This is a genomic window from Streptomyces sp. NPDC053541, assembly GCF_044544705.1.
Taxonomy (GTDB): Bacteria; Actinomycetota; Actinomycetes; order Streptomycetales; family Streptomycetaceae; genus Streptomyces.
This window is the reverse complement of record NZ_JBITXM010000005.1, coordinates 378,413-393,211: the sequence shown is the minus strand read 5'-3', so window position 1 is coordinate 393,211 and position 14,799 is coordinate 378,413. Positions and strand designations below refer to the sequence as shown.

The 14,799-nt window shown below is 72.2% G+C and carries 5 protein-coding genes; all 5 read left to right on the top strand.

The window, feature by feature from the left end:
• The first annotated feature begins 39 nt into the window (after positions 1–39).
• Genes ACIGW2_RS15490 through ACIGW2_RS15470 form a run of 5 tightly spaced genes read left to right on the top strand, consistent with a single transcriptional unit; the run spans position 40 to position 14,676 of the window.
• On the top strand, positions 40–1,413 hold the full coding sequence (locus tag ACIGW2_RS15490; RefSeq protein WP_391656297.1) for a hypothetical protein: 1,374 nt from the start codon (positions 40–42) through the stop codon (positions 1,411–1,413).
• A gap of 22 nt (positions 1,414–1,435) precedes the next feature.
• Complete coding sequence (locus tag ACIGW2_RS15485; protein WP_391656296.1) at positions 1,436–5,221, top strand: hypothetical protein; 3,786 nt, start codon at positions 1,436–1,438, stop codon at positions 5,219–5,221.
• A complete protein-coding gene (locus tag ACIGW2_RS15480; RefSeq protein WP_391656295.1) occupies positions 5,218–9,009 on the top strand; it encodes an AAA domain-containing protein in 3,792 nt (1,263 codons plus the stop codon). The genes ACIGW2_RS15485 and ACIGW2_RS15480 overlap by 4 nt, the downstream gene beginning before the upstream one ends.
• Entirely contained in the window at positions 9,006–12,239 is a 3,234-nt protein-coding gene (locus ACIGW2_RS15475) for a hypothetical protein (RefSeq protein ID WP_391656294.1), read from the top strand. The genes ACIGW2_RS15480 and ACIGW2_RS15475 overlap by 4 nt, the downstream gene beginning before the upstream one ends.
• Entirely contained in the window at positions 12,220–14,676 is a 2,457-nt protein-coding gene (locus tag ACIGW2_RS15470) for an ATP-binding protein (protein WP_391656293.1), read from the top strand. Before ACIGW2_RS15475 ends, ACIGW2_RS15470 begins: the two co-directional genes overlap by 20 nt.
• Positions 14,677–14,799: the final 123 nt, after the last annotated feature.

Here is a 14,799-nt window from a genome sequence, read left to right as displayed (position 1 = left end):
CGGCGACTCCACGACGCTGTGGTGGTCGTCCCTGGGATCATGGGCAGCGAGCTGATCGACTCGGCGAGCGACAAGGTGCTGTGGGGCGCGCCTCATCTGTTCACATACACCGCACGGATGCACGCCGATCGTCTCCGCTCGCTGGCGGTGACCGACGACGAACGGGCCGGCCGGACCGGCAGGATCAGGACCGGAGGGCTGCTCTCGGTTCACGAGTGGATGCCCGATCTCGGCGGCATCGAGCCGTACAGCCGGATGGTCGGCGACCTCCGGCAGTATGCCGTCCATCCGCACGCCGTCGTTCCCTTCCCCTACGACTGGCGCCTGTCCGTACGGCACAACGCGAAGCTCCTCGCGGACGCCGCTCACCGCCACCTCGAACGCTGGCGCTCCCACCCGGAGCACCTGCGGCACATGAGGGACACGGGGGAGGAGCGCCCGGCTCAACTTCTTTTCGTCGCTCATTCGATGGGTGGTCTCCTCGTCCGGGAGCTGTTCAGGATTCCCGGCGCCGCCGACGACGTACGGGCCGTGCTGACCGCCGGCACCCCCTTCCTCGGCTCCGTCAAGTCCGCCGTCGTGCTGGCCAGCGGCAAGGCGGGTGCTCCGTGGCTGCCGAAGAAGGCGCTGAGGGAGGCCGGCCGCACGATGCCTGGTCTGTACGACCTGCTCCCCTCGTACCGTTGCGTCTGGGACGGCGAGGACACGCGGCGCCTGACGGTCTCGGACGTGACCGCCCTCGGCGGTGACGCCGACCTCGTCCGGGAGACCCAGGCCTGGCAGGCCGCGAGCGCCGGCACGGAACTGCGCGGACACAGCATGATCGTGGGCGTCGAGCAGCCCACCCCGCTGAGCCTGCGGATCGAGAACGGACAGGCCGTCACCGGCCGGAGTCTGCCGGCTCGTCGGCCTGACGGGACGCTCCGCCGTGACGGCAGCGGCCGCGCGGTGACCGAAGACGCCCTGGGCGACGGAACGGTCTTCCGTGAGGCGGCCGTGACCGGGGAAGCGACGGAGATCGCCGTCGCCCGGAAGCACGGGTCCCTGATGTCCTCCAAGCAGGTCAGAACGATGGCCGCCGCAGCGCTCAGCGGCCTGCGCGATCTCGCCGAGCGCGGTTCCGTGCTCGGCGCCGGCCACTTCGGCCTCGACGCCCCGGAAGCGGCCCGGCCGGGCGAGCCGTTCACCATCCGCCTCACCGGCGCCGACGACCCGTCCGAGGTGCGCTGCACCCTGGAGGAGGTCACCGGCGCGGAGAGCTCGGCCCGCACCGTCCTCAAGCCCGATCGCGCCGACCGGACGACCCTGTCGGGGCAGTGCACGCTGCCCGGCCCCGGACTCTTCCGCATCGAGGTCACCGGTGGCCTCGAGCCGGTGTCTCACCTGGTCATGGCAGTCGCTGACGATCACTAGTACAGGGGCACGGGGGAACGTGGTGACGGAGCTCTACGGCACCGGGTTCGTGGACGAGTTACCGGTCCACACGCTCACCTTCGACGAGGTGCACGCCCAGCCGCGCGTCGCCGCCGCCGAGGAGGCCGCCGCGATCACCGCCGTCCTCGGCCGCCTCGGCGCGGTCCCCGCACCGGGTGTCGCGCAGCCCGCCCAGTGGGACCTGAACACCGTCGAGGAACGGCTGGCCCAGTGGTCGGCCTCCGGGGGCGAACGCACCTCGGTCCTGTTGTGGATCGGACACGGCAAGGGGGCGGAGCGACAGGAGCACCTGCTCGTACCGGGGAATCCCGAGAACACCCGCGCCGGCCGCGTCGTACCCCAGACGTTCGCGTGGCACCTCCACGACGAGGCGAGGCGGCGCGTGGCACCGCACTGGGCCTTCGTGGTCGTGGAGGCGTGCAGCTCGTGGGGCTTCGTGGACCGGGTCGCGGAAGAACTCACCCGCATCGGCGCTACCGCCGACAAGGAACTGGCCCTGCTGCTGGTCGCGTCCGGCGAACATCTCGGCCCCGGACACCTCGGCACGTTCCGCGAGAGGCTGACCGAGGTCCTGGACGGCTTCACGGACCACGACGCGGGGATCCAGCCCGGAGAGCTCGCCCACCGCCTCAACGCTCAACCCGGAGTGAACGCACGCGCCATCGGGTGCGGCAGGCAGCTCCCCTTACGGCAGAGGGCCGCACACCCGCTGCCCGTGACGGCCACCGTCGAGGACTACGACCGGCTCCACCGGCTCCTGGACACCCAGACGGACAGTGCGATGGCGCACTTGCTGCGCCGGGGGATCGGAACCGGTCTCACCGAACTCTCCTGGGGCTTCATGGGCCGGGAGGCCGACCGCAGGGACATCGCCCGCTGGGCCGCCGACCCGCACGCGCCGGGCATGCTGATCATCACCGGTACCCCAGGGGCGGGGAAGTCGGCACTGCTCGGCAACCTGCTGCTGCATGCGTACCCCGCCGTCGGCGAGGAGTTGGACGCCGCGGGATTCGCGGACCGCCTTGATCCGAATCTCGGGCTCCCCGCCGTCGACGCCGTGCTCCACCTCGCCGGTTCCACCCTGGACGACGTGGTCGGCAGACTCCCCACCCTCTTGGGCCTCGACCTCCCTGAGCCGGGGCTCGCCCTCCACGAGCGGATCGCAGCCCTGCGGAAGGCCGTGGAAGCCCGGGCCGGCACCTTCGTCATGGTCGACGCGCTCGACGAGGCCCGCGAACCCCTGCTCATCGCGGGCCTGTTGAGAGAGCTCGCCCCGCTGTCCGGCGTACGCCTCCTCGTCGCCACCCGGCCCACCGCATCCGCCCTCCTCAGCGGCGCCCCGTCACCGGGCGGCGCGGTCCGCGCGGACGAGCCGCGGGCCGATTCCCGAACCCGGGCGGTACCTACCCCCGGACGCCGTGCCCCCACGGCCTCGGAAGAACTGCTTGACGCACTCGGGCGCACCACCGGACATGCGCGGGTGCACGTCCTGGAGCGTGACGCCGAGGCCGTACGCGGCTACGTGGCCCGATGTCTGCGTCAGACCGCTCCCGGGGAGCCGCCGGCCGCCGGGCGCGACACCGCGGCCGTCGACGGGATCGCCGACATCGTCCGCGAGAGGGTCGCGGCCGGGGACTGGGAGTTCCTCCAGGCCGCGCTTGTCGTCCAGGAGATCCGGCAGCGCCCGGAGCTGCTCCGTCCGGACCGGCTCGCCGACCTCAACCAGCTCCTCGCCCACGACCAGCGAGGCCTGTTCAACTCCGCCGTGGATCGGATCTCCGAAGGCTTTCCGCGGGCCAACGCGCTGCTGGCGGCACTCGCCCACACCCGTGGGCGCGGCCTGCCCCGCGCGGACCAGGTGTGGACCACGGTCGCCGCGGCACTCGAGCCGGGCGCGGAGGCCCCCGGGGACGCCGACATCGCCCTGCTGCTCCACCGTGCCGCCGCGTACGTGCTCCTGGACGGGGAGGACGGTCACACCGTCTACCGGCTCGCGCACCGTACCTTCGCGGACCGGTTCCTGGAGCGGTCCGTCCCGTGCGAGAGGGAGGCCGTCCTGCGCGCGCTCGCGGGTCTCGCGGAGCGCCGGATCGAGGACGCCCCCGACGCCCCGCTGCCCGGCTACCTCGCCCGGCATCTGTCGGGGCACGCGGCCGCGACCGGCCCCGTCGGCTGGCGGGAGCTGGCCGCCCACCCCCGTGTGCTCGACCGGATCGACCTCCCCGCCCTCGCCGCGGACGTCCTCTCCGCGGGGATGTCGCTGACTTCCGCGGCCGGAGACGCCGAACAACTGCCCGGCGCCGTGCTCGGCACCGTCGCCTCCGCCCACCTCATCCGCGCGTCGCGACCCGGCGACAGGCCGGGTCTGCGTCAACTCGGCGAGGCCCGCACCACCGGCGGACACACCGAGGCCGGACCGGACGGCGAATGGCGGGTCTGCTGGAGCCGGTTGGAGCGGCACTCCCCGCACCTGCCGCTCGACGGCCACGTCCGGCCCGTCAAGGAGCTCGTCTCCTGGGGGGCGGAGATCCCCTTGCTCGCGAGCGGGGCGGAGGACGGCACCGTCTTGTTATGGGGCCCGTGGGTCGGGCACGAGCCGGTCGTGGCGGTGCCCGCCCCCCTGCGCACGAGCCTGCTGGCCATGGCCGCGCTCCCGTCCGGCCACGCCCACGGCGTCCGGCTCGCCGTGGCCCACAACGACCGGCGGGTACGCGTCTGGGACCTCGGCGACACGCCCGCCGTCCACACGGAGACCGATGTGCCCGCGATCCTCACCGCCATGGCCGCGGTGCCCGGACCGCGGCCGAAGCTCGCCCTGGCCGGCACGCAGGGCTACGTCGCCCTGTGGGATCTCACGGAGCCGGAGCGCAAGCCCCGGTCGGGCGATCAGCCGGGCGGACGCGTGCGCGACGTCGTCGCCGTGCCGGAACGCCGGCTGGTCACCGTCGACGAAGGCGGGTACGTCAGGCTCTGGGACGCCTCGGGCGAAGCGCCGAGGAGCCTTGTCTCCCATCGTCCCGCCACGCCCCCGACCGCCCTCGCCGTGCTGCCGGGTGCGGCCGGGGCCGTACGGTTCGTCTCCGCGCACACCGAGGACACGGCGGGCGATGCGAAGGCCGCGGCGGAAGTGACCTTCTGGACGCTCACCGAGGACGGCCTGGCTCAGGACGGCGAGCCGCTGTACACCGGCGACACGGCACTGACCTCGATCGGCGCGATCACCGTGCCGGACGGCGGCGCACAGCTGGTCACGGCGGCCCGGGACGGATCCCTGTGCCTGTGGGACCCCGACACCCGCACGCGGATCGCGGTGCTCCGCGAGGGGGCGTCCGCCCGGACCGTCCGAATCCAGTCCTTCGTCGGACCGGACGGGATGCCGATGCCCGTCACCGCCGCCCGACGCGACAGCGCCGTACGGCTCTGGAGCCCGCACCCGCCCGGCGCCTCGCACGCCACCGGCGGCCCCGCGGATCAGGCACTGGCCGGAGCGACGAGCGTCGACCGTGTGCTGGGTCCCGACGGCGAGGAGCTCCTGCGGCTCGGGTTCCCGGACGGCACGTGGCGGGTGTGCGCGGCGTCCGACGGGGCCGACCGGCCTGCCGTGGACGTCAGGCCCGCGTCGCTGCCCGGAAGCCCGCCGCAGCTGCCGGACCGACTGGGTGCCCGGTTGCGCGACCGGGCCGTGCTCGACCGCGGCCGTACCGCGCTGGTACTGGACGACGGAGTGATCGTGGTGGAGGCCCTCGACCCGCCGGGGACCCACCCAGGGGAGAAGGAGTCACCATGACCGAACTGGGCGACGAGACCCCCGAGGACGTCCTCGACTCGCTCTTCACCGGGGACACTGCCCCCTTCGGTCCGTACGTCGTCCACGGCGTCCCGGTCGTGGTCGCGGGCGGGCGCATGGTCCGGGCCACCCTCACCCGGCCCGGCGACGACGTGGAACGCTTCGACGTGTGCGTCTTCCGGAACGTCACGAGCATCGTCGGCGAGCTGTGGGAGCACGAGGTGCGCAGCCTGCTGCGCCTCCAGGCGCTCGGACACCCCGCACTGCCCGAATTCGTCGACGGACGGTACGACGAAGGAGTCGGCGCGGCGTTCACCCTGACGCGGCAGACGGGCAACCGGGTGAGCGAGGAGTGGCACGAAGGCGACTTCCCGCGTTGGGCGGCGCAGAACCAGGCCGTCGTGTTCGACCAGTACAGCCTGCTCGTCGACGCCCTCAGCCAGCTGCACGGCGCCCGCATCATGCACCGCAACGTGACACCGGCCGCGATCACGATCCGCCGTACCGACAGCGAGGACCGCTACTCCTTCGCCCTGGGACGCTTCGAGATGAGCGCCCTCCTGGGCAACCTCGTCCAGTCCATGTACGCGCCGTCCCGGGACAGCGACTACCGCAGCCTCGTCAACGACCTGTACCTCGAGGCGCACGACGGCATCGAGCCCGCCCACCACCTGGCGTACCTCGCCCCGGAGACCTGGCCGTCGCTCTTCTCCGACAACGCGCCGCCGCGCCGGGACTGGGCCAGCACCGACGTCTTCGGGCTCGGGGTGTTCGGCTGGGAGCTGTTCTGCGGCCCGCTGGCCGAGAACCTTCCGGAGGCGTACGCCGCCGTGGCCGCGGCGGCGCCGGCGGAGCTGCCGCGGGCGCTGCAGGAACTGCACGCCCGGATGCGCGCGCACCTGAACGTGCACACCGCCGCCCAGGTACCGCGCGAGCTGCGCAACGTGCTCCTCAGGATGCTCGATCCCGAACCGCGCGGCCGGTGCTCCTCCTTCGAGGCGGCCCGGGCGCTGGAGGAGAACTGGGAGGCCATCAGCTCGGTGTGGTCCCAGCAGCGGGACACCAAGAGGCCCTACCTCGTCGCCTTCATGCCCGTGCAGTCGGTCGACACCCTCTACCGCCAGCGCCACTGGATCTCTCGCAGCCCCGTCGACGACGCCGGCAGGGAGGAGCTCCAGGCCTTCCTGGAAAGGGAGCTGCGGCAGGCCGAACTGGTGTGGGTGTCCGGTGGAGCCAAGGGGTACGTGTACGCCGGGCGGGAGGAGCGGCTCGCCCAGGCGGAGTGGGTGCTGATCGGCGAACGGGCCGTGTGGTTCTGTGCCTTCCTGTACGACGAGAAGCTCACCGGAGAGATCAAGAAGACCCATGACGACACCCTGGTGATCAAGTACGTGGTCGACCGGAGGTTCGCACCGGAGGTCCTCGCCGCCCGGCCGCGCCGCCGGGTCGGCCGGATGGACCTCGTCCCGTACAAGATCGGGCAGGCCCTCGGCGACGAGGTGCACAGGGACCGCCCGTCCTGGGTGCCGATCACCGAAGCGGTGAAGGCGGCGAGCGCACCTCCGGACCCGGAGAACAAGGAACTCCTCCAGTCCATGCACTTCATGCTGGAGTACCAGGGAGTCATCCACCGGGCCCGCCAGTACGCCTACCGGCTGCCCGAAGACGCCCCCGAGGGCCGGACGTACGTGCTGGAGCACGACCCCAAACGGGACCGCGAACGCATCAACAACTCACCGCTGCTCACCGCGTACGCGGGGGATCGCGCGCGCCGGCCGTCCCTCGGGGACTTCGCCGACGCGCTGCTCCACGAAGAGGGCGGCGGCACGCTCACCGTGGTGCGCGACGACGGCGGCAAACCTCACTTCGGCCGTGACTCCTTCGAGGTCAGGATCAAGGGCAGGGCGGACGCGGACTCCGTGACGGTCATCGCGCTGAACGGCCAGCCGCTGCCCGAACGGGGATGGATCCGCCCGGCGGGGGACCGGGGTACCGAGATCCAGTTGCGCCGGATGGCACGCGGGGTCGAAGCGCTGCGGCAGAAGCACGGCCTGATGCGCGCGCTGCACAGTCCGTCCTCGATCCGCCTCAGTCGCGGCCAGTGGAGCCACGAGGACGAGGAACGGACCAAGCACCTCAAGGGCAACGCCACGAGCGTCATCGGCGAGATGCTCGACTATCACCCCTTCTACGCGCTGCAGGGGCCCCCGGGTACCGGCAAGACCACGGTCGCCACCCACGCGGTACAGCAGTACCTGCGGGCCGAGCCGGGAGCACGGGTGCTGGTGAGTGCCCAGTCGAACCACGCGCTCGACCATCTCGGCATCCGCCTGGCCGAGCAGCTGCAGGAGGAGATCGAAGAGGGGAAGGTACTCCTCCTGCGCGAACTCCAGGACAGCCGGGGCCCCGGTGAACTTCCGCCGGCCCTGCGGCCGTACACCCTGTCCACGCTGACGGAGCAGCTGAAGACGAAGATCATCGACGCGGCGCGCGACACCGCCGCACCCGCGGAGGACGGTACCGAGCTCAGTGACGCGGAGCAGCATCTGAGGGACGAGTGGGCACGGATCGTGAACGGGAACGAGCTGGAGATCTCGGACCGGATCAAGGCCGGAGCCAACATCGTTCTCGCCACCTGCTCCATCGCGGGCACCCTGAACGACGACATCCGCGACGCGAACGACGTCTTCGACTGGGTGATCATCGAGGAGGCGGCGAAGGCTTGGCCCACCGAGATCATCATGCCGCTCGTCCTCGGCGTGCGCTGGACCCTGATCGGCGACCACCGGCAGCTCGGGCCGCACCGCGCGACGGACCTCGCCGGCTTCCTGCAGGGACTGGCACCGAACAAGAGTGACGAGATCGTGCGCCATGTGAAGGCCACGGACCGATACCTGCGCCACATGGCACTCTTCGGGTCCCTCTTCGCGGAGCCGACCGGGGACGCCACCGGCGAGGACGACGGGAACGGCGAGGACGGCGCGGCACGGAAGGCGGGCGCCGCGCAACCGCGGCCCCGGCCCACGCCCGTACCCCCGCCCCGGCGTGCGGCCGAGCCGCGGAGTCCGGCCGAACCCCGCCCGCTCAACCGGCTGGTGAGCCAGTTCCGGATGCACCCGTCGATCGCCGAGCCCGTGGCGCGGACCTTCTACCAGCAGCGGACGGAGGGAGGCAAGATCGTCAAGGACGCCAAGGGCCTCCCCGTCAGCTTCCTCGAGTCGCCCCCCACTCAGGACAAGAGGCTGCACGGTCTCCGCCGGCCGGACTTCCTGCGGGACATGCCGCTCGTCTGGCTCGACACCTCGCTGCGGGACGACTGCAAGGACCAGCCCTACTGGAGCAACCCGGGCGAGGCGGCAGTGGTCCGGGACCTCGTCGTCACCCTGCGGCAACAGCGGACCGCGCCCCAGGACTTGGCCCTGCTCACCCCTTATGCGCAGCAGAAGAAGCTGCTGTGCAAGCGCCTCGAGGAGCGAGGACTCCAGGACGAGGTGCACACCGTGCACTCCTTCCAGGGACAGGAGGCGGATCTCGTCGTCGTCTCCCTGGTGCGCTCCGTCGAGCAGGGGCCGCACCCGCGGCAGAACGTGGGCCACGTCGCCCAGCCGGAGCTGGTCAACGTCCTGCTGTCACGGGCCAGGCAACTCCTCGTCGTGGTCGGTGACCTGCGGCACTTCGAGAAGCACGGCGGGAAGAACTGGCAGACCGTCATCGACGTCTTCCGGAACCAGAAAGCGATCGTGCCCGCGCCCGCGTTCCTCGGCACCGAGGAGGCGGGGGACGCATGACCGGGACCGTCGACATCGCGGTGCCCTGCCACGTCGTGACCCTCAACCTGGTGCTCGGACCCGAAGCCGGGGCGACCACCCTGGAGGGCCTCGTCGTACGCGGCATCGTCGCAGGCCGGCGCACGGTCGAAGAGCTGGCCCACCTGTTCTCCCTGCCGCACCGCGTGATGCTGGACGTGATCCACGGTCTGTGGACCAAGGGCTACGTCTCCATCGACTTCTCCGACGGCTTTCTCGAACTGACCGACGCCGCCAAGGACCTGATCGCGGCGGGAGGCGGCCTGGAGGACGCCTCCACCCAGACGGAGCAGCGCCAGTTCGTCTTCGAACCGCTGTCCGGGTGCGTGTTCGTCTTCGAGCGGTCCCTGCTCAGGCCGCCCCCGGACAGCCTGGAAGTCCCGATCACCCAGGGAGTGGGGGCGGACGACCTGCCGCGCGGCGAGCTGCTGCGCGCGGTGCGCGCCACCGTCCGGCACGAGCAGCGTGACAAGGGGCTGCGGAGCAACATCCTCGACGTCTCCTTCGGCAACCCGCTGCTGAGCACCGACGGAGGCGTTCGCTGGCTCGCCGTGAGCGGGACCGTCCAGATCGATCCCGAGACGGACCGGCTCGCGCTGAACCTCGCGGACGCCTCGGGCTGGAACCGCTCGGCCCGGGACCGGCTCCGCAGCCAGATCGCGGCACTCGCGGAGCGCAGTCCGGCCGATCCCTTCGTCACCTCCCTGCGGAACAAGGCGGAGCCGGCCAGCCCCGAGCGCACCGACCTCGGCCACCTCGCCGACCGGCTCGCCGCCCTGGTGGCGGAGGCCCCCGACGCGGAACCGGCGACGATGGCCGCGCGCAACGAGGAGCTGACGGAGGTCGCCGGACAGATCTCCGAACGCGTCCACCAGCTCTCCGGTTTCCGGGCCGCCGCCACTCCGGTCGCCGCGGGGGAGGACGTGACCTGGTGGCGCGGCGAGCTCATCCGCCGGGCCCGGCACCAACTCGTCCTGTCCGTCCCCACCGTCGACTACTCGGCGCTGAACGACGTCTTCCACGAGCTGGAGGCGGCCCTCGCGCGCGGCGTCACCCTGGTCTTCCTCTGGGGAACCGATCCCACGGCCACCCTGCCCTCCAAGGTGGAGACCGCGCTCTACGACCTGCAGGCACGGCATCCGGAACAGGTCCTGCTCGCCGACCGGAGCTCCAGCACCCGGGCCTGCGTCCTGATCCAGGACGACGAGCGGGCCTTCGTCGGAACCCGCAGCGTCCTCGACTTCGACCCGGGCAGCAGCGTCCTCGTCCAGGCCGCCCCGGACGCGGCCGGCCCCGCCCGCTGCGTGGTCGACCTGCTGCTGTGGGCCCGGCGGGTCTACCCGTACCGCTCCGACAGCAGGCGGATCGCCTTCCGGCACGAGGACTTCGGCCGGACGCGGGAGACCGCGGTGGCCGCCCCGGCGCCCGCGGTCATGGCGCCGGACCGGCTCCCCGTCCCGGCCGAGAACTGGGAGGCGGACCAGGTCGCCGCGCGGGCCGTGTGGGCCGCCGAGTGGGAGGAAGTCCATGCTCGGCTCGTCGGCGCGGTCGCCGCCCTCCACCACGGCGACCCCATCGTCCGCACGACCGACGACGCAGACTACGGGGATGCCGTCCACCAGGCCCTCGGCGGAACGATGGACCGGCTCGTCGTCACCGACGATCGCGCCGACCGCATCGTCTGCGGAGACCTCCTCGCCCGCCGGCTGCGCGCCCGGATCGACGCCGGGGCGGTGCTCCATCTCCACCATCCCGCCCTCCCGGCTCCGGTGTCCGCACCCGGGAAGTACGACGAACTCCTCGCGGACCTCCGTCGGCAACGGACCTACCGCGAGGGCCGCGCGGCGGCCCGCGCGGTCGTCAGCGACCACGAGGTGCTCACCGGAAGCTACTCCCCGCTGGGCCGGCCGACGGCCCGGTCGGTGTCGAATCCGCACAGCGGACACGTCGGGCTCCACATTCTCGGCGCCGACTTCGCCGTCGCCTTCACCCGCACCCTGGGCATCCCCGACTGGGACACCCTCCCGACCCGCGAACGCGCGGCCGCAGCCTCCCGCCCCGTGGCGCGGACCGCGGACAGGGGTGCCGGCGCCGCGGCGCGGCTCCCCTGGAAGATCCTGGAAGCACGTGCGCGGGATCCGCTCTGCCCGCCCGAGTCTCTCCGTGCCGAGATCGCCAGAACGCTCCGCGAGAACCCCGACCCCGGGCCCGACTGGGACACCTGGGCGAACTGGCTGCTCAGGGACGCCTGGCGGCGGAACGCCTTCATGGAGGCACACCTGCTCGCGACCCGGATCGGACGGTCGGCCGTGCTGTCACCGGCGCTGACCACCGCCGCGGTACCCGTGGAGCACGGACCCGCCGGCGAGCTGCTCTTCTTCGCGGTGGACGAACTGCTGCAAGGTTCGCCGGGGGAGCGGGCCGTCGCCCTGGTGGGCACGATCGCCGAACTGCTGTTGCGCGGTGGCGAGTCCGGGGTCCTCGCGTACACCGAGCTGACGGGTGGCGACGACGCCATGGAGGGGATCCCGCCGACCTGGTCGGAACTCGCCGAACTGGCCGTGGCGTACCACCAGGACACGCTGACGGCGCTTCCGCTGACCCTGCTGGCGGGGGAGGAGGAGCAGTTCTCGACGGCCGACCGGATCACCCGGCAGTGGCAGGAACTCGCGGCGCGGGCCCAGAACTTCGCCTCCTCCCGGCAGAGCTTCGGCTTCGCCTCCGGACGGTACGCCCACGAGACGCTGTGCGCGCCGGACGGTTTCCTGCACGGGATCACCACCGTGGGACTGGCCGGTGGGGGCACGGCGAGTGCGCGCGAGGAGCTGGCAGCCCTGTTTCCGGACCGGGACATCAGGGCGTACATCGACAAGATCGTCGCCGACATGCCTCGGCTCCCGGGCCCACGCAAGCGGCAGCAGATCCAGTGGAGCCGGCACCTGAACTACGCCGACCGGCTCGCCGGCATCGTCGAGGACGCCCGCCGGCTGATCCTGGAGACCACCGGACTGGAGGACCAGGGGAGTGCCTGGAGAGCGGCTCCGGAAGGTCACCTGCCCCTGGCCGCGTTCGTCACGGCACACTGGAATCAGCTCTTCATCGAGGCGGAAGCCCTCGGAGATCCGCACCGGATTCCGGCCCTGGCCCTGCTCAAGCAGTTGCGGCCGCTGAGTAGATCCCTGAGGGAGTCCCATGACCACACCGCTGCGTGACCTGCTGGCGAGCTGGCCGGGCCGCTTCCGCCACCCGGCCGTGCTGATCGCGCTGGCCGACGGAACCGCCGACCCCGACGGAAAGGCGCTGGGCGACGGCCTGCTGGACGCGCTCGGCGGCCGCAGACCCGACGCCGTATTCGACTACCTCCTCCAGGAGGGAGAGTTCATGGCGGCGGACGCCATGCTCCACGACTGCGCGGAGCTGGCGGAGACGGCCGAGGCACGACGGGGGGCACTGGAGGCCGCCCGCAAGCGGGCCGACGACGCCGTCCAGCTGGAGGGAAAGGAGCTCATGCGCCGGGCCGAGGCGGCGGGCCTGGAGATGCGGCAGGACGAGGTGGACGGCTTCGCCGTCGTCGCCCGTCGTCGCCGGCCCGAGGCCCAGCGGCTGATGAAGGAGCGGGCCGAGGCCATCGACCAGGCGATCGAGGACGAGGCACGGATACTGCGGGCCCGCATCACCGCCAGGTTCGCCGCCGGGGAGGCCGATGCGCCGGAACCCGACGGGACGAGCTCGGACCTCGAAGAGCTGCTCCAGGCCGGCCAGTTGAAGATCGTGCGCTCCCGACTCGCCCACGAGCCCGCCGGGGCCCTGTTCCCCGAGGCCGTACCGGCCTTGCGGCCGGCACAGTGGCGCAAGCTCACCCCGCAGCGCGTCCTGCAACTGATCCGCGACGAGACGGTTCCACGGGACGCCGGGTTCGCCCGGTGGAACCCGGTCGATCGGCACGGGCGTGAACTGCTCGACGCCTACGCCGGACTCGAGCACAACCACGAGCGCTCCGCGGCGGACTTCGCCGCCGCGCTGGCCGCGTTCCTCGGCTCGGGCGGCCCGGTGCCCCGAGCCGACCGCCGTCCGTACGGTGACGGATTCCTCACCTCGCTGGACGGGCTCTTCGCCGAGTTCCCGCTGCGCCGGCTCCACACCTCCGGACGGATCGATCTCTTCGTCGCGCGCCCGGAGGTGAGGGACGTCCCCGTGGATCTCGTGGACTCCGCCGGGCAGCGGCCCTGCGTCGCGATCGGCCCGGACCTGGAGCCCTCCGGGTACCTGGGCCGCACCAACGTGGCCGTGGTCACCCTGCGCGACCTGCTGCGGCTGGCCACCGTACGGGAGCGGCGCGCCGTCCTGCTGCTGCGGCGGATCGCCCGGCAGTGGCCCGTCACCGCGCTGACGGGCCCGACGGCCCAGGACTTCCAGCGCGTCCTGGGTACCGACCGGGACGTCGCATGGCAGACTCTGCGCTGGATCCTTGACCTGACGGGGGCCGGGGACGCGGTCGCGGCCGACGCCATGGCCGGCTGCACAGGGATGGACCCCGGGCTGCTGCTCGTCATGTTGCACGCGGCGGTGAAGGCGGACGGGGCATGGCCCGGCCCCGCGTCAGGGTCGCGCCGCGTCGAACCCTGGGAAGACCAGCCCCAGCTCGTCGAGGCGTTGGAACGGGAACTGCTCGGCCGTTGTCAGGATCCGCAGACCGAGGCGGCGTTCTGGGCGGCGCTGGTCGTCGCGGGGCCGGACGGCAGGACGTCGGCGGAGGACATGCGGGTCATCGCGGATGCGGTGGCGGAGGGCCGGAACGTCGACGCCGAGATCGCCGCCGGCATCGAGGCCCTGCTCGCCAACGGCATTCTCCGGGAGACCGCTCAGGGAGAGTTGACGCTGCGGAACTCCGATCTGGAGCGGCGTCTGTGGCAGCGGGCCGACGCGGAACTGGTCGAAGCCGTCGAGCGGATCCCCGCGGAGACGGCTGCCCAGGCCCAGTGCGCCGTCGCCCCGGAAGTCGCGATGCTCACGGGCTGGCCGGCCAACCGCCACCTTCTGGCTCCGTCCTATCCCGACTTCCTGCAGCTGGCCGAGACGGGGAGCGCGAGAGCCGAGGAACTCCTGGACCGAGCCCGCGCCGTCCTTGCCGAGACCGCCTCCTCCGATCCCGACGTTCCGGTCGGCACGGCCGCGCTGCACACGGTTTTGACGTCCCTGGCCGCGCAGTTGCCTTCCTTCCACCCTGATGTGCACGTCGACGTGCGCTGTCCCGAAGACACCTGGGTCTCGGTCGACGACGCCGCCCTCCGGGTGGTGTTCCACGAGCTTCTGGACAATGCGGCCGAGGCTCTCACGGCTCAGCAGGGCGGCACGATCAGGGTCGACGTGGTCCTGGAGGCGTACGACGCCGTTGTCGACGTCCGGGACAGCGGGAGGGGCCTGCCCGCCGAAGTACGCGGACGGGAACGCGTGGTGTTCCGCGAGGGATACTCCACGCGCGGTGCGGGCCGCGGGGCCGGCTTGGCCCGCGTCATGAAGATTCTCCAGCTCGTCAGACCGGACTTCGCCGAGATCCGAGCCCTGCCCTCGGACGCCGCACCGTCGACGCTCAGGGGCGCACGCTTCACGGTGGTGCTGCCGCTGACCGACACCGGACGTTCGGCCTGACGTGCTCGGCGGGACCTTCAGCGGGAACTGTCCAGCGGGTCGTCGCTCTGGGTTATTGAGGTCCGCGCAGGGGGGCATCGGGTTGCCCTCACTGGGGTTGGTGCACACCGACGAGGACAACCC

Coding starts and splice junctions, on each gene's coding strand:
- ACIGW2_RS15470 (WP_391656293.1), top strand. CDS start 12,220: ATGACCACACCGCTGCGTGACCTGCTGGCGAGCTGGCCGGGCCGCTTC.
- ACIGW2_RS15490 (WP_391656297.1), top strand. CDS start 40: ATGGGCAGCGAGCTGATCGACTCGGCGAGCGACAAGGTGCTGTGGGGC.
- ACIGW2_RS15475 (WP_391656294.1), top strand. CDS start 9,006: ATGACCGGGACCGTCGACATCGCGGTGCCCTGCCACGTCGTGACCCTC.
- ACIGW2_RS15480 (WP_391656295.1), top strand. CDS start 5,218: ATGACCGAACTGGGCGACGAGACCCCCGAGGACGTCCTCGACTCGCTC.